Raw genomic sequence first — 19,316 nt, 5'->3', positions numbered from 1 at the left:
TTTGCAACTTATCCTTTGAAGTTGAGTTGATAAAAAATGCTTTACCTATTTTCTTCCCTTTGTGTCCTTTGCGTTACTACTTTGTGCCCTTTGTGGTTTATCCTTTTTTGTAACCGTTCAGGCTATATATCAAAAGTGTCCGAAAGGGGATAAGGAGATAAGAGTGATATGGAGATAAGATAATAGAAATAGATTGAAATTTATAGAAATAGGTAGAAATTGATTGTGGAAAACAACAAATTTCCATAAATTTCTATTAGTTTCTACTAATTTCAATTTTTGTAACTATTCAGCATACCAAGCAAGTAGGAAGTAGGAAGTAGGAAAGTAGGAAGTAGGAAGAGGGGGAAATACTTCATACTATTTTACTCTTAATTGATTTGATTAAACCTATAAGCATCCTACTCACTTCTTCAGATATATCCCAAATGGATTGAAAATCTGGCAGATAATTAAGATCTTTAGATAGAATTAGCTAAACTTTTGCGTTTTTTGCTAACACTTTGTATTTCAATCTCTTGTGTAAATAAGGGGAAACGGAAAAGGGGGGAAAAGGAAAAAGAAGTATTTTTCTCTAAGTATAAGAAATATAGTTAGTTATACATGAAATTCTTTTTCCCCTTTCCCCAATTTTCTCCATTTCCCCTTTCTTACACCTAAAAAAACGCAAAAGTTCAAGAATTAGATAATACCTTTCTTACTTTCCTACTCTCCTACTTCCTACTTTCAGGAGGAAATAGTAGGCAAGTAGGTAGTAGGAAAGGGATAAAGGATGTGCACGGTATTCCTCTTCTGGGGACAATGTCTCCCCTTTCCTACTTCCCTACTCTCCTACTTTCCTACAGGCTGAATAGTTACCAATTTTTTTAATAATATCTCCCTATCTCCTTAATCTCCATATCTCCTTTTGTTACACCACCTGAACGCTTATAACTCTACCCAAAACACGAACTTGACAAAACAGTAGGTTACTATGAGATCATTTTGATGGTTAAAAGAGAGTATAATTCACCTATCCAGAAAAATAGGAATATTAATAGTCCTAATTTAAGATACCGCGATTTCTTATACGGACTACTTTCAAAAGGTTCTACGCGGATTAACCTATCGATATAAATGCTGGTAAATATCACACTTATAATAGGCAAGATTAATCCAATCATAGATAAAAGTTTTTCATTTTCGAAATCAATTCCATATAAAGCCCTGAAAAGCCAGATTAAAAATACACTGAAGATTAAAGAGATAATAACACTTTGTTCTACTGGAAATAGAATTAAAACCCATTTTTGTAAAATTACCTCTTTTTTTCCAAGCAGTCCCCATAGAAATCCAAGTCCGGCAAATAATAATATCACAAGAATTTTATCATAATGTTCTAACCCTATAAAATCAAGGCTAACGATTAAGAGTATCCCAAAAATAAGACCACTTAATCCACCTTGACCAATGCTATGGTCTAATCTTCTTTTCCATAAGACGAGGAAAATATATGTCCCAATTGTCAATAACCCAAGATAAAAAAGAAAAAATAGTCCATTAAGATAAAAATATAAAAAAATAATTTTTTTGCCCAGATAAACATTATGATAAAATAATACACCTGTTCCAACTAAGAATATCGTAAATAGAGCTATAATAATAGAAGATAAAATAAGTCTTAATCTGATTATTTTATTATTAGTCATTATAAAATTAATTCCACAAGAGATAAATTCTTCTAAAAAGATAATTAATCCTATGACGATGACAAATGGTATTAATCCAATAAAGTAAGACGGACCATCATAATGACTTCCAAATATGTATGAGAGATAATAATTCATCATAATATTTTAATCCTTGTTTCTTTAATTATTCAGCCACGAAGCCACGAAGATAAAATAATCTTTTCTTTGAGTCTTTGTGCCCTGGTGGCTGAACAGTTACTTTTTCTTTACTAAATCTATTGATGTCAAACGAATATGTTTTATTTTAGAGTTGATTAAGATTTCGTTTAATTTATCCACTAAAGATGGGTTAGATAATGAATTAGCCACATTTTCTCCACCACGCAATTTTACCTCTTCGACAGGAATTTCGGGAATAAGTATCTTTATTATCCCTTTCAATTCATCGGCTGATTCACTAAGTTCTTCCTCAAAATTGGTGTAAAGTGGTTCATTAATCAACCGAAGTTTGAGTTTGACATTTTGTTTTGGTTTATCTGTTGGAATTATAAGTTCAAGGTCGTAGTATTCTGGATAAAACCATAGATAATTATGAAGGGCACAAAATCTATACCTGGTGATATTTTTTACAATTTTAATACCATTTTCAGAAATGACTTCATTTAGTGGTTTTCGTGTTCCTTCCTTATCTAAAGTTAGAAATGGTATTTTGACTATGGGTGTAAATTTGAATATTAGAACTTCCACCGGAAGGTAACCTTTTTTAATAATTCTTAACTTTAAATATGGTGCCTTTTTTTTCTGACCATCTAACCATAAAACAAAAATTTCACCCAAAGGTCCAATAGGGACTTCAATTTCTTCTAATTTGTAAAATCCTGTTGAGTCGGTAAAGAAATGTTGGACAGGTTTTCTAAAAATCCTTTTAGGATAAAATGGAACGACTTCAACCTTCACTCCTTCAGCACTAACCCTATCTTCAAGTGAAAGATAGCCAGAAATGTTAATGGTAGTTGGTTTGAAATCTCTTAAAATGGTGATATAAAATAAAAATGAGATTCCAAAAAATAATATTAAAAACAAGATAAATCGTCTCATCAATCTTCTACCTTTTCTAAAATCTCGGCTATATTAATTATTTTAATCTCTCGCATTTTTTTCAGCGATTGGTTATGAGTAATGAAACACTCGGCGTCGTATAATTTAGCGGTAGCTAATTGAATGGCAAAAGTATCATCCAAAAAAGAATAATTTGCTTTGAAAGATGCGGCTAAATCGATTATCTCTTCATCAATTTTCCCAATAATCAAGTTAGGAAATGTATTAAGCAAAAATTTATATTCATTTATCAAATGATGTTCTTGTTTCTCCATCGGTTTGGTAAGAATTTCAAGAAGAGATAGAATAGATGTAACACCAATTATTTCTCCTTGCTCCATTAGACTAAATAGGGCGATTGTAACTGGTTTAAATCTCGGATTATTTTCAAAAAGATAAATAAAGATTTGTGCATCTAATCCTATAACATGATATCCTTTCAGAAATTTTTCTAATTTGTTCATAATTATTCCTTCCAGACTTTTTCACCTAATCCTAACATATAGTCGGTATAACTCTTAGGTTTTGCCCGCATAATTATCTTATCATCTTCAATCTTCATTATTAATTCATCACCTGATTTCAGGTTTAATTCTCGTCTTATTTTTTTAGGGATAACAATTTGATATTTACTGCTTAACTTCGCCGTAGAACCCATAGTAAGTAACCTCCTTTGTAACTATTCACCATTCACCATTTCTTCCCTAAATTTCCTTAATAATGGTGAATGGTGAATTGTCAATTGTGAATTGTGAATTATCACTCTTCACGGTGTCAAGCAAACCTGGCCCAAGAGTTCGATGCACCGCTATAGCGCATCCAATGACTCTATTCGATAATTCATCAAATTTCACTTCGTGCTCTCCGTACCCTTCGTGGTGAATAGTTACTTTTATATTATAATCATTGTCCGTCTAAAAGTCAATAAAAAAACAGGGAATATAAAAAATAGTTGTAATTTTTCTTAAAATGTGGTATAGTTGAAATGGTGGAAAGAAAGTGACTATAATATGTAGTAATCGTAAAGCATACCATGATTATGAAATTTTAGAAACTTACGAGGCAGGTATTTGCCTTCGAGGAACAGAGGTAAAATCATTACGAAATCATCAAGCAAATTTACAGGATAGTTTAGCCAGGGTAGAAAATGAAGAGGTTTTTTTATTCAATTGTCATATAAATCAATATCCGTATGGAAATATCCAAAATCATGAGCCAACAAGAATTCGTAAGCTCCTTTTAAAAAAAGAAGAAATCAAAAGATTGATAGGGAAGACACAAGAAAGAGGACTTAGCTTAATTCCATTAAAATTATACTTTAAAAAAGGGAAGGTAAAGTTAGAATTAGGATTAGGTAAAGGTAAAAAACTTTATGATAAGCGTGCGGTAATTAAGAAGAGAGAACATGAAAAAGAGATGAGACGGACAATGAAGGCAACTATGAAGAAATAGTAAGCGTTCAGATGGTGTAAGAAAAGGAGATATGGAGATAAAGGAGATAAGGGGATATTATTAAAAAAAATTGAAATTAGTAGAAACTAATACTCGATGTTCAAGTTTTTTAAAGGTATAAAGATTTAACCGCAAAGAGCGCAAAGGAAGGTTTCGCAAAGGACGCAAAGAAAGGAAAACAGGCCTATAAACGAAAACGAACTTTCAAATATTGTAACCGTTCAGGGCTATACATTAGAAGTGTAAACAAGGAGAAATGGGGAAAAGGGAGAATTGGAGAAATGGCTCAAACTTTTCCACCTGTGCGATTAGACTAATTCATTGCAGAGACGCAAAGGAAAAATAAATGGGAAATGTAAAATAGGAAATGAAAAATGGGAAATTTTACTACTTCGCAAGACTCATTACCTTTCAGTTATACATTTTACATTTAACCGCACAGGTCGAAAAGCTCAAGTCTATGAATCCCAACCTCAACACCTTGATAGAATATCTTGACTTCTTTTTCTGATTCAAAGATGATGTTCTGTCTTGCAAACTCAACCTTCAAGGCATTGTGATAGATGCTCTCCAGAAAACCATGTCCTAACTTTTTATGAACATTAATACAGACATTAATAATCCTATCAGTTAACTCTTCTTTTCTCCACTTCTCCATCTTCTCCCTTTCTCCTTATTTTTATCCTACCTGAACCCTTACCAAATATTGTTAATTGCTTATAAATTTCAATGTATTAAGACTCAAGGAAGGAATTAAAAGGGTGGTGAACAACCTATAATCTTTGCGTTCTTTGCGGTTAAAAAAGGATAAACCACTTAATCTTAAAAAAAACTTGAATATCGAGTAATAGAAATTTATGGAAATTTGTTGTTTTCTACAATCAATTTCTACCTATTTCTATAAATTTCAATCTATTTCTATTATCTTATCTCCATATCTTCCTTATCTCCTTATCCCCCTTCTTACACTTCTAATGTATAACCTGAACGGTTACAAGAAATAGAAGGTAAGTCAAGATACACATTCTTCTTCTTAGAAGAGAATCGTCCTCCGAAGGTAAAATACCAATGAAGAATTCTCAGGGTGGCTATTATATTTCTTTTTATAACCTCCCTCTTTTTCACATCAAATATATAGATGAAAGGGAGGGTGAATAAGATAAATATTGAAGAGGCAATGGTAATACATCCAACTAAAATAGAGCCAGATAAACCATAGAATTTTTTATAAAAAGAATGGAGGGCATTTAAAGATTTATCTATCATAAAAAATGGATTAGATTTTCGAGTGGTAGCGGCAAAATAGTGGATTATTTGTGCATCTGGGGTATAATAGACTTTATAGCCTGCTTTTTTAGCCCGAAGGCATATATCCGGTTCTTCATAATAGAAATAATATTTTTCTTCCATGAGCCCAATTTGGTCTAACATTTTTTTTCTCACCATCAGACAACTTCCATGAACAGAAGCTACCTCATGAGCATAGTCATAATCTTTCAGCGAAGACATATACAATTGTCCTGGAAATCTTAGTTCAGGGAAAACCCTTCTTAAAAAAGGACTAATCATAAATGCCTCTAAAAATTCAGACCAGAGAGAGCGTGTTTCCAAACAATGAAATTTTTGCAATCTTCCATCCGGGAAAAATTCCTTTGGCCCTAATATTCCTATATCAGAATGTTCATCCATAAACTCGACCATATAATCAAGGGCATTTGGTTTTACAATCACATCATCACTTAAGATTAAAGCATACCTGCCGTCCATCCGCGATAGGACCTGGTTATGATTGGTAGAAAAACCTTTATGGTGGGGATTGACTATCAGATTAACTTGGGGGAATTTAGTTCGAACCATTTCTACACTGTTATCCATTGAGTAATTATCCACTACCCATATTTCAAAACTAATCTTTTTAGCGGTTTCATAAATAGATGTTAGACACTCTTCTAATAACTTTTCATTATTAAAATTAATTATCGATATAGTTAAATCAACCATCATATCCCTCGCAATTTAGAGGCTATTGTTTTAAGAATAAATTCAATCATTTCCTCAGTTAAGCCAGGATATACACCTAACCAGAAGGTATTATCCATGACAAAATCTGTATTTTTTAACGAATCTATAAGGCGATAATTCACATTTTGATAGGCAGGTTGTTTTACTAAATTACCACCAAAAAGCATTCTGGTAGCAATATTATTTTTTTCTAAATGATTAACAATCTTTGCTCGTGAAAATTTAGCCTTTTGTCTTACGGTTATTGGGAATCCAAACCAGCTTGGTTGTGAATTAGAAGTAGGTTGTGGAAGGATGAAGACTTCCTCATATTCCTTTAATCCTTGATAAAGCAAATTAAAATTTTTCTTTCGGGCTTCAATAAATGAGGGTAATTTCTTTAATTGAGCAACTCCTATTGCCGCTTGCATATCTGTTATTTTTAAATTGTAACCTATATGAGAGTAGATATACTTATGGTCATAACCAAAAGGTAACCTACCCAACTGCTGTGAAAATCTCTTTCCACAGGTATTATCATTTCCTGGCTCACACCAGCAGTCTCTACCCCAGTCTCTAAAAGATTCAATCAATCTCTTTAGCTGAGTATCATTCGTTACCAATGCCCCTCCTTCTCCCATAGTGATGTGGTGAGCAGGGTAAAAACTTAAAGTCCCTATCTGTCCAAAGGTGCCAGTATATTTATCATTGTATTTTGAGCCAAGAGCATCGCAGTTATCTTCAATTACCCACAAATTATATTTTTGAGCAATGGACATTATTTTGTTTAAATCAAATGGATTACCAAGTGTATGGGCTAAAAAAATAGCCTTTGTCTTTTCAGATAAAGCCTCTTCAATTTTATCTGATTGAATGTTATAAGACCCAATATCTACATCTATAAATACCGGCACCAGATTATTCTGGATAATCGGATTCACCGTGGTTGGGAAACCACAGGCTATAGTGATTACTTCATCTCCTGGTTTAAGCCTTTTTTCTCCTAACTTAGGAGATGTCAAAGCAGATACAGATAAAAGATTGGCAGAAGAACCCGAGTTAGTGAGAATACAATGTTTTACCCCTAAAAACTTACTCAATTCCTTCTCAAATTGTTCTGCAAATCTCCCAGTTGTCAGCCAGAAATCCAAAGCCGAATCAACAAGAAAGATTATCTCCTCTTCGTTATAGACCCGACCAGCATACGGAATGTGTGTTTTACCAGGTATAAATGGTTTGTGTTTATGTTTTTCTTCATAATACCTGGTAACCATCTCAAAAATCTCACTTTTTAAATCCTTATTTTCCACTATCTTAATCTAATTCCTTCCTATTTATAGAGTTTATGTAGTTCCTAATTTCCTGGACTGTAATTTCATACAACTTTTCCAGACCAACATCATTGTAAAAACTTTTATACCACATAATAGTTTTTTCAAGTGATTCATAGATATGATAAATAGGTTTCCAACCAAGTAAAGCACGAACTTTACTTATATCCAATTTTAAGAGGCTGGCTTCATGAGGTTGAGTGACATTTGAAGTGTCTATTTGATAGTCGCCGCTACCCCAATGTTTAATTAAACATTTAACTATTTCTTCCACCTTTATTATACTTTCATCGTTTGGACCAAAATTCCACCCGCTACTATATTTTGCTCCGTTTTCATACATTAACGCTCCCAGCAATAGATAACCTGATAATGGTTCCAGAATATATTGCCAGGGTCTTGTGGCGTGTGGATTACGAATCAGAACTGTTTTATTTTTTGAAAATGATTTCACACAATCCGGAATAAGTCTATCTTCCCCCCAATCTCCACCACCGATTACATTTCCAGCTCGGACAGATGATAGAGATACCTGGTGAATTTTCCCATAGTCTTTAGGATTAAAAAAAGAATTTCTATAAGAAGCGGTTATGAGTTCAGCACAGCCCTTACTTGAACTATAAGGGTCATAGCCACCCATCGGGTCTATTTCTCTATAACCATAAATCCACTCTTTATTTTCATAGCACTTATCACTGGTAATGATAACACAAACTTTCACACTCCTGGATTTTCGTACTGCTTCTAAAAGGTTTACTGTGCCCATGATGTTTGTTTCATAGGTAAATTTTGGTTCTTTATAAGAAAATCTCACTAATGGTTGTGCCGCTAAGTGGAAGACAAATTCAGGTTGATATTCTTCAAAGATAGCGAGCAAATTTTTTTCATCTCGAATATCACCAATAATGTGTTCAATTTTATCGTTTAGATTTATAGATTCAAACAGATTTGGTTGTGTAGGGGGTTGGAGGGAGTAACCAATAACCTTTGCCCTTAATTCTGTAAGCCATACTGATAACCATCCGCCTTTGAATCCCGTATGTCCTGTAACTAACACCCGTCTATTTTCATATATTTGTCTAAGATATTTATCCATGTTTTAGACCCCAATCGTAAGGTATTTCATTTGTAAAAGGATTTATTCTTTTAATTTCGTCTGGGTCATGAGGTAAGGTCGCACAATTTGCTACTATGGTCTGTTTTGTTCCAATACATTTAAATCCATTCCAAATTTTTGGTGGGATTTTAACTAAAGAATAATTTTCTTCACCAATAAACACTTCCATTAAATTACCTTTTGTAGATGAGTTTTTCCTATCATCAAAAAGGACAAGTTTTATCATTCCTTGAATAACAGCATAATTTAGCGTCATTTTTTCATGTAGATGCCAGGCTTTAATAACTCCAGGATAGGCTAAAGAAAAATATATCTCTCCAAATCTCTCAAAAATTGGGTCATCCCATCTTAACATGAGATAGATAGAACCTCTTTCATCCGGTATTTTTTTTAGTGGTTTTATAACCACGCCTTCAATCTGGTTATTATCCATTTTTTTTACTCCTCCCAAACTTTCCAGAATGCCTTTTTATTTTTCCACAAATTATTAAGATACTGAGTATCCCTAAAGGTATCCATACACTCCCATTCTCCTTTGAGGTCATAGACCATTAATTCGCCTTCTCTGGCTAATTGTTCTAACGGTCCTATTTCAAAATCACAACTATCATTTTCAGATAAATAGTCAAAGATTTTTCGATTAAAAACAAAAAACCCCCCATTTATTATTCCATAAGAAACCTGGGGCTTTTCTGTAAATGAGATAACTTTATTTTCTTTAACTATTAATTCCCCAAATCGCGACATCGGTCGGACACCAGTTACCGTTCCAATACAACCATGACTCTTATGAAAGGATAACAATTCATGGAGATTGATGTTAGCTACGCCATCTCCATAAGTCAGCATAAACAGGTCGCTATCGATATATTTTTCTATTTTTTTTATCCTCGCCCCTTTCAAGGCATTTGCTCCGGTATCAACCAGTGTAACTCGCCAGTCCTTTTCTTTATGATGGCTGTAAATCTCTATATTTTTAGAGTTACCTAATTCTATGGTAAAATCATTATTTAGCATTTCATAGTTATAGAAATAGTTTTTAATCATCTCTCCTTTGTAACCCAGACAAAGAATAAAATCATTAAATCCATAATATGAATAAATCTTCATAATGTGCCAGAGGATGGGTTTATCTCCTACTTCAACTAATGGTTTCGGTCGAATTTCAGTTTCCTCCCGTAGTCTGGTGCCCATTCCACCACATAGAATAACTACTTTAGTCATTAAATTACGCCTCCTCGGGACGGTTCATTTTTAGGTGGTGTTTGAAAATAACTCTAATAGTGAAATCTATGCAGATTTGGTGTCCAAAAGGGGATAAGGAGATAAAGGGAGATATGGAAATTATTCATTGTCCTTTGCAAAATTTTAGAATGAATTTATCTCCTTATCTCCATAATCCCCATATCTCCTTTTCGGACACTATTTCAATCTTTATGATAGATTAAGACACCACCTAAAATTCTATAAACCCTATTTCATTTTGTTAATCCTTTTTTTCCCAATATTGAGGTTGCTACATCGACTAAATCATCTGCTGATTGAGTTTTGACCCACTGAATTAAATCATTAATCCCATCTTCAAAGGATATTTGGGCTTCAAATCCTAATTCTTTCTTAATCTTAGAAACATCAGCAAAACAATGTCGAATATCTCCTTCTCGAAATTTATTTGCTATTTGAGGAGTTAAAGTTGGATTAAGATTAGAGATAAGCAAGTTAGCTATTTCAAAAATAGTTATTGGATGACCACAACCAACATTAAATATTAGATAATCAGACTTATCATTTTTCATAGCTAAAAGATTAGTCCTGACTATATCCTTTACATGGATAAAATCACGACTTTGTCCTCCATCCTCAAAAATAAGTGGTGGATTATTGTTTAATATTCTGGATGAGAATATGGCCGCTACACCGGTATAAGGATTAGAAAGGGCCTGTCTCGGTCCATAGATATTGAAATAGCGTAATGCTACAACCGGGATATTATATGCACGCCCCAAAACTATACTCATTTCTTCCTGGTCTTTTTTTGAAATAGCATAGATGGATGTTGGAATTAATGGTTTTTCTTCACCAGTAGGAATAGGCAGACATTCAAAACCACATTTGGGACATTCTATTTCCCATTTATGTGCTTTTAGGCGCTCAATTCCTCTAAGTTTAGGATAGACAATACCGCATTTATTACATCTATATTCTCCTTCCCCATAAATAGACATAGAAGATGCAACAATTACCTTTTTAACCTTATTGGGTTCATTTATCAAAACATCCCAAAGTACTGCCGTCCCATAGGTATTACTATGAATATATCTTTCTACTTCATACATTGATTGAGCTACACCTACTACTGCGGCTTCATGGAAAATAACTTCTATATCTGAAATTGCCTTTTTTACCTGATCACGATTACGGACATCTCCATAAATAAATTCTGCTTCTTTATTCAAATATTCAGGTATTTTTTGTTCTTTTCCATGTACCTGTGGGTCTAAATTATCCAATATTCGGACATAATGTCCTTCTTCTAATAATGCATCAACTAAATGAGAACCAATAAACCCTGCTCCAGCGGTAACTAATATAACACTGATACTTGATGTTCAAGTTTTTTTAAAGGTATAAAGATTTAACCGCAAAGAGCGCAAAGGAAGATTTCGCAAAGGACGCAAAGAAAGGAAAATAAAATGGTGAACAACCTATTGCTTTGTTAAGTTTGCTTTGCTATGTTTAGAAAGTTATCGGTTATCAGGTTATCGGTGAAGAGAAAACAATGGCGCCTGTTATCTCCGATTACTGATTACCGATTACCTAAGTAACATGCAAATTCAATCTTAACAGAGCACTATAATCTTTGCGTCCTTTGCGGTTAATTTCTTTGCGTTCTTTGCGTTTAAAAAAGGATAAACCACTTAATCTTAAGTGATAGGAATTTGCTTTTTGTTTTTTTGGAACTGTTTATTCATCTTTGCACCTTTTGAGGGTATTTTAGCAGAAATTTTATCCCTTGTCAATAAAAATTTTTCTGAAACTTACCCACATCTTTATAACCATAAGGAATAATGCGGGATTGAAGAACACTATTTTGAACAATTTGGGGGACAACTTTTAGGTATCTTAACCCTTTGCTCCTTTACACATTTAAATTAGTAGAAAATCCGTAACTATTCAGAACTGATAAAAAATAGTTGTAATTTTTCTTAAAATATGGTATACTTAAACTGGTGGAAAGAAAGTGCCTCTGAAGACAATATGCAGTAATTACTCTCTAAATACCTATAACAATCAGAGCGTTGGCTAAAACATGTGTTCTCTGGGGTAAAAAAAAGTAAGCGTTCAGGTGTCCATAAGGAGAAAAGGGGAAATGGGGAAGGTTTTCGGATAAAAAGGTTCAAGGATCGAGGTTCAAGGATTAAGGTGAATGGAAAAGAGAAGGATGCTAATGGGGTTGGAAACAGCACTTGTGAAATCAAAGGGCAAGAGGTAAAGAGTAGGGAAAGACCCTGTTCCTTGCACCTTGATCCTTGTTCCTTCGGTGGGGGGAAAAGAAGATTGTCTGTTTGGAAGGGCTAATAAAATCAACGCTTAATTTTATCCGAGAGCGTTCATGGGGAGAAAGGAGAGGGATAGGGGAATTAGGTAGCAGAAGGTTTCATCAGTTGTCAATGACATTCTAAATAATATGATTTTCTTACTAAAATAAGAATACTTTTTCCCCTTTTCCCTGATTTCTCCATTTCCCCTTCGTTACACCCTGAACGGTTACAAAAAAAAGGGGGCGAAAAGGGTTCGACGGAGATAAACAAAATATAGGTTGCATCCCGAGGTGCTGTCAGGCCTCGTTAAACAGACAGCAAAACCAATAAACGCCAACTACGATCTGGCACTTGCTGCTTAATTTCGCAGCACATCCTGATAATTCTTGTCTGTAGAATTATTAAGGGTGTTAGTTTAACAGACTGGTTACTTATTGCTTTGCTTGGGCAAAAGTAACGAGAAAAAATAAGCTAATTTCCTTTGTATCCTGTCTGAGAGGAGATTAAGGAAGTGAAAACTAAAATCTCAGACAATGGATGTGTAGAGGCTTATGTCTTTGTATCTTCGGACGCGGGTTCGATTCCCGCCGCCTCCACCAGGAAGAATATTCGATAATCAGTTATGAAAAGGTGCGAAGAGGAAAAATCTAACCGTTCAGGTGGTAATTTACCGCAGAGACGCAGAGAAACAGAGAAGACATAGAAATAAATCAGATCACAGAAAAGATTATTGAGGTAATCTTTGTAATACATAGGACATCAAAACCAAATTTGTTAATCAATCATGATATGTCAATCCTAAAAAGTTTGCTCTGATGAAAATCAGAGATGGAATGAAACGTACGACAAATAGTTTTAAATTTTTTTTCTCTGCGTCTCTGCGGTGAACGGTTACCGAAAAATCTCAACATCACATCTTCTTATCACACTAAATAGTTACCAGGAATTTCTATCTATGCCAGAATTAGTCAAAGAAAAATGGAGTTATAACATTCGAGAAAGTGTTTTTTGTGTTGCCATTACCCATGATGCTAAATATATAGTTGTAGGTGCCAATGATAAAAATCTTTATTTCTTAGATGGAAGGGGTAATAAACTCTGGGAATATGAAATTGGACAATGGGTACATTCCGTAGATATTACCTATAAAGGAAACTATATTGTTGCTGGAACTGGTGATTATGATGTTTGTTTCTTTAATAATACAGGTGAATTGCTATGGAAATATAAAACAGGGGGCGATGTAAATAGCGTTTCTATTACTCCAGGAGGAGATTATATTGCGGTTGGCACTGCTGATTGGAAAATAGGACTTTTAGATGTGATAAATGGAAAACTCCTCTGGCGATATGGAGTAAGTCAAATGGTTAGTGGCGTAGCACTTACACCCGCCGCGGAATATATTGTCTCTGGTTGTGGAGATAGATATATTTACTTTCAGAATAAAAACGGAAAGTTATTATGGAAGTTTGAAACAAATGGCGAGGTTTATGATGTCGATATCTCTTTTAATGGTAATCTAATTATAGCTGGTGGAGAAGATAAATATATTTACCTTTTAAATAAAAAGGGTAAATTACTCTTTAAAAAATATATCGGCGGAGAAATCTATGGAGTTAGAATTACCCCTGATGGTGAATTTATAGTTGCGGGAGTAAATAATAATTATGTTTATTTACTTAATAAAACAGGAAAAGAAATCTGGAAATATGAAACAAAAGGAAGTGTTTATGAAGTAGATATTACTCCTAATGCAAAACATATTGCCGTTGCCTCGCGTGATAGGAAACTTTATCTACTTCAAAACTTAATTACTCCTTCAAAAAAACTATCTTTTCTTCATAAAAAATATGTCTAATGAGTAGCAACAGAGCAATAGTGTTATGTTGAACAAATAACGCACGGAATTTGATTCTGGTAACTGGTGATTGGTAATTAAATACTGTTCGGCTGAGTTCGAGTTCAGGAGGAAACTATTTAACCAATTACCAGTTACCAATTACCAGTTACCAGTGTGTGTGGCTAATTTCAGAATAATAAAGTGTAAGCGTTCAGGTGGTGTAAGAAAAGGAGATATGGAGATAAAGGAGATAAGGGGATATTATTAAAAAAATTGAAATTAGTAGAAACTAATAGAAATTTATGGAAATTTGTTGTTTTCCACAATCAATTTCTACCTATTTCTATAAATTTCAATCTATTTCTATTATCTTATCTCCATATCTTCCTTATCTCCTTATCCCCCTTCTTACACTTCTAATGTATAACCTGAACGGTTACAATAAAGTTAAGAAATTACGAAGTTTGGAAGTTAGGAAGTAATGAAGTTATGAACATAAGAGCACATCTCTATATCTCTGGCTATGTCCAGGGAGTATTCTTCAGGGCATATACTCAAGATTCTGCAAAAAGATTAGAAATTAATGGCTGGGTAAAAAACCTCCCGGATGGGAGAGTAGAAGCACTATTTGAAGGAGAAGAGACACAAGTAGAAAAAATCATCTCCTGGTGCCATAAAGGTCCTCCCGGGGCAAGTGTTAAAAATGTTGAAATGACTTACGAAGATTATACCGGAGAATTTTCTACATTTGAAATAAAATATGGACATAGATAGGACGCAGATTCACGCAGATGGACAGGATAATTTTTTAAAGTTGACAAAGGACATATTTTATGATATGATACCCTTTAATAATTTTGTAAGCGTCCAGGGATATAACCACAGAGTCACAGAGAACACAGAGGGAATATAGCAGTTATTAGTCAAAATTTTACTCAGAGTGGATAAGGGAAAAATCCCAAATCCCAAGCACCAAATCTCAAATAAGCACCAAATTTCAAGTAATAAATACCAAACTATGGGGGGTAATGTTTTGAATTTTGGTCATTTGAATTTGTTTGGAATTTGGAATTTGTGATTTGGAATTTCAGAGTCATATCTATGTCAAATTTCGATTAATAAGTGCTATAATTCGTGTCCATTTGTGGCTAATTTCTCTAATTCTCTGTGAACTCTGTGCCTCTGTGGCTGAACGGTTACATAATTTTGGAGGGAAAATAAATGTATATTATCATCATTGGTTGTGGTCGAGTCGGGTCTCAATTAGCAACTACTTTAAGTTTAGAAGGACATAATGTTGTTGTGATTGATAAAAGTAACTCTTCCTTCAAACGACTGGGCACAAATTTTAATGGTAGAACTATGGTTGGTAATGGTTATGATGTTGAGCTTTTGAAAAAAGCGGGTATTGAAAATGCAGATGCAGTTGCTGTGGTGACAAACGGCGATAATACCAATGTGGTCGCAACACAGGTCGCAAGGAAAATATTTAAAATACCTACTGTGATAACCAGAATATATGACCCAAAACGAACACAACTATATCACCAATTAGGATTAAATGTAATTGGTGGAACAACCTTAATGGCAAAAATGATCAAAGAAAAAATTACCTCTGGACATTTTGTTCATCACTTATCTGAAGTAAATGAGATAGAAATAATTGAATTTAAAATAAATGAAGATACATCTGGTTTAACTTTAAAAGAAATAGAAACAAAACAACAGGGTAAAACCCTTGCCGTGCTTCGTGATAAGGAAATCCTATTTCCAAATGAAGAAATAATTACTAAAGAAAAGGATATTTTATTAATTATTGTTAAAAGGTAAGCGTTCAGTGAGCAGATATCAGTAGTTAAAAGAGGATGCAAGATACAAGATGTAGAATGCTGAAGCTAAATATTAATGACTGAAAACTAACTTTTGAATGTTTACTAAACGAGAGGGCTAAAATGTATATAGTTATTGTTGGTGGAGGAAAGATTGGGTATCAACTGGCTAAAACACTTTGCCAGGATAAGCATCAGGTTGCTTTAATAGAAAAAGATCCAAATATCTGTTCTGAAATTGCCGAAGAATTAGAAAATGTACTTACAATCGAAGGAGATGGCTGTGAGGCACATTATTTAGAAGATGCCGGGATTGAAAAGGCTGATGTTGTTGCGGCTGTAACCGGTGATGACGAAGATAATATTGTTGTCTGTCAATTGGCGAAGGAATACTTTAATGTCCCTCGCACTGTCGCTCGAGTAAATGACCCCAAAAATGAACAGATTTTTAATGATTTAGGAGTGGATGTGCCCATCAATAGCACCGCAATTATTGCTCGAATAATTGAGGAAGAAACATCCCTCGAAGACTTTATTAACCTGATGACTGTCCAGAAAGGTAAATTAGCGATTGTCCGCGTTGACCTTATGGATAACTCACCGGTTATAAATAAACCAATAGAGAAAATTAAATTACCATCTAACTCAGTTATTGCCTCTATTGTTAGAGGCGAAGACCTTATCATTCCCAACGGCAAAACTAAGTTAGAAAAAGGAGATGATATAATTGCCCTGACGACGATTGAAAATGAACAGGCATTACTCAATATTTTCTTAGGAGAAATTGATATAAATGAATAATAGAAAAACAATAACAAAAATTTTTAACCCTGTTATGGGGTTTTTGATTGAAATTTTAGCTATTTTTATTATCATTGTCCTTTGTTTGATTATCGCGGGACTGGTGTGGTATATAAAATGATTCCAAAACCTACCTTACAGGATATTAAAACTATTGGTTATTATAGTGGCAGGCTAATTGTTGGATATGGGCTTTTAATGATTATTCCTATTGCTGTTTCCTTTCTAATGAATGAGTATAACGAAGGAATAAATTTTTTCATTAGTTTTTTGTGTTGCATGATTATTGGCTATATCCTCCTTTTAATCTGTCCTGTTCCAACTGACCTTTCCTGGATAGAAGGAATGGTCATTGCTTCAGTTTCCTGGATTTTAACGATGTTTTTAGGCGCCATCCCACTTTTCATGAGTGGCCATTTTATTTCTTACACAGATGCATGTTTTGATGCTATGAGTGGTTTAGCCACGGTTGGATTATCTTTAATTCAAGATTTAGACCATATTTCTTACACAGTTAATATGTGGCGATTCACAATTACCTTTATTGGTGGTCAAGGAATGATTCTTATTGCTCTGACATTATTAATTCGCACCAGCGGTGTCTATGGAATGTATGTTGGGGAGGGCAGAGAAGATAGAATTTTACCTAACATTGTTCAGACCGCAAGAATAATCTGGGCGATTAGTCTAAGTTATTTTTGTCTTGGGACATTAGTTCTCTGGTTTGCTTATGTAAATATAGGGTTACCGAAACTGGAAGCATTCTGGCATAGTATGTGGTTATATATAAGTTCATGGGCAACTTGTGGTTTTGCACCACAAAGTATGAGTTTACTTTATTACCATAGTTTAACTATTGAAATAATTACCGCAGTAGTAATTATCCTTGGCGTAATGAATTTCTCAATTCATTACGCACTTTTTACGGGAAACCGCAAAGAAATATACAAGAATATTGAAATCATTAGTTTTATAAGTATATTCTTAATAGTTTTCTTTATCGTCATAAATGGACTTGTCCAACAACAAGTTTATTCAAACTTCACTACCTTTTTTAGAAAGGCACTTTATCTTGTTATCTCAGCACTTGGCACTGCTGGCCATTCGACGATTTATCCACAACAATTCTTAACCGACTGGGGACCATTAGCAATGATAGGTTTAATCATCGCTATGGGAATTGGGGGTAATAGTGGTTCGACATCAGGAGCAATTAAATCCTTAAGAATAGGTATTTTATTTAAAGGAATGCTTCAGGATATAAAATCCCTTTCACTCCCTAAATCAGCGGTCGTAAAGGAAAAGTTTCACCATATCAAAGATATTGTATTAGAAGATAAAATCGTTCGCTCAACAATGTTCATTATTTTTTGCTTTTTATTTAGTTATGGACTGGGGACATTTGTTGGAGTTATTTATGATTATCCATTATTAGATGCTTTGTTTGATTCAGTTTCCACAGGAAGCGGCACTGGACTTAGTTGTGGAATTGTTTCTCCTCAAATGCCATTTTTACTTAAAATAACCTATATATTTGAAATGTGGGCAGGAAGATTAGAATTTATGTCTATTTTTGCCTTGATTAGTTTTGTTATCTCAACTACCCAATTATGGTCTTCTAAAAAGAGGGTAATAAGATGAATCAATCCAAAATCCAAAATCAATTTAAAATCTTTGTATTTTTTATGTTCTTTGTGGTTATAAAGAATCTTGTTTATGCATCTCCTATTTCATCGACCGAATTAATTAAAAAGGCAAAAGAATACGATGGGAAAATGGTTTATTATGAGGGTGAGGTCGTTGGTTCGGTAATGAAAAGAGGGAATATTGCCTGGCTTAATATTAGCGATGGGAATTTTGCCATTGGTGTTTTTGTTCAAATCTCGCAACTCCCAAAGATTACTTACCACGGTTGCTATAAAGCCATTGGAGATAGAATAATGGTAAAAGGGATTTTCCATCGTGCCTGTCCCAATCACGGAGGTGAACTCGATATTCACGCCACATCATTAGAGATAATCAAACCGGGCAATTTAGTAAAACATCCCATAAATTTAGTCAGAGTAAGAATATCTTTATTACTCTCATTAATTGCCTTAGTTATTATTATTACTCATTTTATTACTAAAACGAAATTCGATAAAGGGTAACCGTTCAGGTAGTCTTTTACCGCAGAGACGCAGAGGAACAGAGAAGATATAGAAATAAAGTAACTATTGAGCCACTGATTAACATGGATTGGCACAGATAAATAGCAGAGGGCAGAAGGCAGAAGACAGAGGGCAACAGGAGGAAAAACCTTCAGCCTAATTACGGACACGGTTCACGGATTTTCCGTGTTTCATCCGTGTCCATCTGTGGCTGAATAGTTACCATATATGAAATTGGCAAATATCAAGGTTGGTCTATTGATAAATTTCAATGTGGAAAGATTGAAAGAAGACATAAAGAGATTTGTGCTGTAACATTTTTGTGTCCTTCGTGTTCTTCGTGGTGAATAGTTACGCGTTATCATACCAGTTAGAACAAAGCTGGGGTAAGGAGATAAGATGGAGATATCAAATCCACATGACAGTTTCTTCAAAGAGATATTTTCAAACAAAGAGAATGCCTCTAATTTTATCCACAGCATTTT

24 protein-coding genes, 1 other RNA gene and 1 pseudogene are annotated in these 19,316 nt (G+C 34.0%); 14 read left to right on the top strand and 12 right to left on the bottom strand.

Annotated elements, in window-relative coordinates; all coding sequences use genetic code 11:
• Nucleotides 1-97: 97 nt before the first annotated feature.
• From AB1414_04065 to AB1414_04045, 5 genes are all read right to left on the bottom strand, one after another.
• Nucleotides 98-247 carry a hypothetical protein gene (locus AB1414_04065; protein MEW6606618.1) on the bottom strand — a complete coding sequence of 50 codons (150 nt, stop codon included), beginning with the start codon at nucleotides 245-247 and terminating at the stop codon, nucleotides 98-100.
• 724 nt (nucleotides 248-971) lie between these two features.
• Nucleotides 972-1,829: a hypothetical protein gene (locus AB1414_04060; protein MEW6606617.1), complete on the bottom strand. Its 858-nt coding sequence runs from the start codon at nucleotides 1,827-1,829 to the stop codon at nucleotides 972-974.
• Nucleotides 1,830-1,925: 96 nt separating this feature from the next.
• A complete protein-coding gene (locus AB1414_04055; GenBank protein ID MEW6606616.1) occupies nucleotides 1,926-2,768 on the bottom strand; it encodes a hypothetical protein in 843 nt (280 codons plus the stop codon).
• Nucleotides 2,768-3,232 carry a PIN domain-containing protein gene (locus AB1414_04050; protein ID MEW6606615.1) on the bottom strand — a complete coding sequence of 155 codons (465 nt, stop codon included), beginning with the start codon at nucleotides 3,230-3,232 and terminating at the stop codon, nucleotides 2,768-2,770. Before AB1414_04050 ends, AB1414_04055 begins: the two co-directional genes overlap by 1 nt.
• Before the next feature lie 2 nt (nucleotides 3,233-3,234).
• On the bottom strand, nucleotides 3,235-3,426 hold the full coding sequence (locus tag AB1414_04045; protein ID MEW6606614.1) for an AbrB/MazE/SpoVT family DNA-binding domain-containing protein: 192 nt from the start codon (nucleotides 3,424-3,426) through the stop codon (nucleotides 3,235-3,237).
• A gap of 341 nt (nucleotides 3,427-3,767) precedes the next feature.
• Between AB1414_04045 and smpB the strand changes: the two genes are divergently transcribed.
• On the top strand, nucleotides 3,768-4,220 hold the full coding sequence (gene smpB / locus AB1414_04040; GenBank protein ID MEW6606613.1) for an SsrA-binding protein SmpB: 453 nt from the start codon (nucleotides 3,768-3,770) through the stop codon (nucleotides 4,218-4,220).
• 430 nt (nucleotides 4,221-4,650) lie between these two features.
• On the opposite strand, the gene AB1414_04035 is transcribed toward smpB, so the two are convergent.
• Nucleotides 4,651-4,878: a GxxExxY protein gene (locus AB1414_04035; protein MEW6606612.1), complete on the bottom strand. Its 228-nt coding sequence runs from the start codon at nucleotides 4,876-4,878 to the stop codon at nucleotides 4,651-4,653.
• Between the two features lie 199 nt (nucleotides 4,879-5,077).
• On the opposite strand from AB1414_04035, the gene AB1414_04030 reads away from it, so the two are divergent.
• Nucleotides 5,078-5,224 (top strand): hypothetical protein, encoded by a 147-nt coding sequence (locus AB1414_04030; GenBank protein ID MEW6606611.1) that lies wholly within the window; start codon nucleotides 5,078-5,080, stop codon nucleotides 5,222-5,224.
• Here AB1414_04030 and AB1414_04025 read toward each other — a convergent pair.
• From AB1414_04025 to rfbF, 5 genes are read right to left on the bottom strand one after another with little or no spacing between them, the layout of a single operon-like run.
• Nucleotides 5,184-6,224, bottom strand: a complete 1,041-nt coding sequence (locus tag AB1414_04025) for a glycosyltransferase family 2 protein (GenBank protein MEW6606610.1) — start codon at nucleotides 6,222-6,224, stop codon at nucleotides 5,184-5,186. The genes AB1414_04030 and AB1414_04025 overlap by 41 nt on opposite strands.
• The gene (gene rfbH, locus AB1414_04020) at nucleotides 6,221-7,531 is read right to left on the bottom strand and encodes a lipopolysaccharide biosynthesis protein RfbH (protein MEW6606609.1); all 1,311 of its coding nucleotides are present in this window, start codon (nucleotides 7,529-7,531) and stop codon (nucleotides 6,221-6,223) included. Before rfbH ends, AB1414_04025 begins: the two co-directional genes overlap by 4 nt.
• 4 nt (nucleotides 7,532-7,535) lie before the next feature.
• Nucleotides 7,536-8,648, bottom strand: coding sequence for a CDP-glucose 4,6-dehydratase (gene rfbG / locus AB1414_04015; protein MEW6606608.1), 1,113 nt, complete (start codon nucleotides 8,646-8,648; stop codon nucleotides 7,536-7,538).
• On the bottom strand, nucleotides 8,641-9,102 hold the full coding sequence (locus AB1414_04010; protein ID MEW6606607.1) for a dTDP-4-dehydrorhamnose 3,5-epimerase family protein: 462 nt from the start codon (nucleotides 9,100-9,102) through the stop codon (nucleotides 8,641-8,643). Before AB1414_04010 ends, rfbG begins: the two co-directional genes overlap by 8 nt.
• 5 nt (nucleotides 9,103-9,107) lie before the next feature.
• Nucleotides 9,108-9,893 carry a glucose-1-phosphate cytidylyltransferase gene (gene rfbF / locus AB1414_04005; protein ID MEW6606606.1) on the bottom strand — a complete coding sequence of 262 codons (786 nt, stop codon included), beginning with the start codon at nucleotides 9,891-9,893 and terminating at the stop codon, nucleotides 9,108-9,110.
• A 68-nt stretch (nucleotides 9,894-9,961) separates the two neighbouring features.
• Here rfbF and AB1414_04000 point away from each other — a divergent pair, with 68 nt between their 5' ends.
• Entirely contained in the window at nucleotides 9,962-10,117 is a 156-nt protein-coding gene (locus tag AB1414_04000; GenBank protein MEW6606605.1) for a hypothetical protein, read from the top strand.
• A gap of 30 nt (nucleotides 10,118-10,147) precedes the next feature.
• Here AB1414_04000 and AB1414_03995 read toward each other — a convergent pair whose 3' ends face one another.
• Nucleotides 10,148-11,260 carry an NAD-dependent epimerase/dehydratase family protein gene (locus AB1414_03995; protein MEW6606604.1) on the bottom strand — a complete coding sequence of 371 codons (1,113 nt, stop codon included), beginning with the start codon at nucleotides 11,258-11,260 and terminating at the stop codon, nucleotides 10,148-10,150.
• Nucleotides 11,261-12,449: 1,189 nt separating this feature from the next.
• On the opposite strand from AB1414_03995, the gene ssrA reads away from it, so the two are divergent.
• The 11 genes and pseudogenes from ssrA (at nucleotide 12,450) to AB1414_03940 (ending at nucleotide 19,146) form a co-directional block, all read left to right on the top strand.
• Nucleotides 12,450-12,810: a transfer-messenger RNA gene (ssrA, locus tag AB1414_03990) on the top strand.
• A 356-nt stretch (nucleotides 12,811-13,166) separates the two neighbouring features.
• Nucleotides 13,167-14,069, top strand: coding sequence for a PQQ-binding-like beta-propeller repeat protein (locus AB1414_03985; protein ID MEW6606603.1), 903 nt, complete (start codon nucleotides 13,167-13,169; stop codon nucleotides 14,067-14,069).
• Nucleotides 14,070-14,139: 70 nt separating this feature from the next.
• Nucleotides 14,140-14,319, top strand: coding sequence for a hypothetical protein (locus AB1414_03980; GenBank protein MEW6606602.1), 180 nt, complete (start codon nucleotides 14,140-14,142; stop codon nucleotides 14,317-14,319).
• A 34-nt stretch (nucleotides 14,320-14,353) separates the two neighbouring features.
• Nucleotides 14,354-14,533: a hypothetical protein gene (locus tag AB1414_03975; protein ID MEW6606601.1), complete on the top strand. Its 180-nt coding sequence runs from the start codon at nucleotides 14,354-14,356 to the stop codon at nucleotides 14,531-14,533.
• A gap of 7 nt (nucleotides 14,534-14,540) precedes the next feature.
• Complete coding sequence (locus AB1414_03970; protein MEW6606600.1) at nucleotides 14,541-14,825, top strand: acylphosphatase; 285 nt, start codon at nucleotides 14,541-14,543, stop codon at nucleotides 14,823-14,825.
• Between the two features lie 447 nt (nucleotides 14,826-15,272).
• Complete coding sequence (locus tag AB1414_03965; protein MEW6606599.1) at nucleotides 15,273-15,881, top strand: TrkA family potassium uptake protein; 609 nt, start codon at nucleotides 15,273-15,275, stop codon at nucleotides 15,879-15,881.
• 122 nt (nucleotides 15,882-16,003) lie between these two features.
• Nucleotides 16,004-16,681, top strand: coding sequence for an NAD-binding protein (locus AB1414_03960; protein ID MEW6606598.1), 678 nt, complete (start codon nucleotides 16,004-16,006; stop codon nucleotides 16,679-16,681).
• Nucleotides 16,674-16,802, top strand: a complete 129-nt coding sequence (locus AB1414_03955) for a hypothetical protein (protein MEW6606597.1) — start codon at nucleotides 16,674-16,676, stop codon at nucleotides 16,800-16,802. The genes AB1414_03960 and AB1414_03955 overlap by 8 nt, the downstream gene beginning before the upstream one ends.
• The gene (locus tag AB1414_03950) at nucleotides 16,799-18,322 is read left to right on the top strand and encodes a potassium transporter TrkG (protein MEW6606596.1); all 1,524 of its coding nucleotides are present in this window, start codon (nucleotides 16,799-16,801) and stop codon (nucleotides 18,320-18,322) included. The genes AB1414_03955 and AB1414_03950 overlap by 4 nt, the downstream gene beginning before the upstream one ends.
• Complete coding sequence (locus AB1414_03945) at nucleotides 18,319-18,831, top strand: DNA-binding protein (protein ID MEW6606595.1); 513 nt, start codon at nucleotides 18,319-18,321, stop codon at nucleotides 18,829-18,831. The genes AB1414_03950 and AB1414_03945 overlap by 4 nt, the downstream gene beginning before the upstream one ends.
• A 210-nt stretch (nucleotides 18,832-19,041) precedes the next feature.
• Nucleotides 19,042-19,146, top strand: a pseudogene (locus AB1414_03940) (GxxExxY protein).
• Nucleotides 19,147-19,316 lie beyond the last annotated feature (170 nt).

This window comes from bacterium (genome assembly GCA_040755795.1).
Classification (GTDB): domain Bacteria; phylum UBA9089; class CG2-30-40-21; order CG2-30-40-21; family SBAY01; genus JBFLXS01.
Note: the sequence above shows the minus strand (reverse complement) of the source record. Positions and strands in the feature narration are given on the sequence as shown.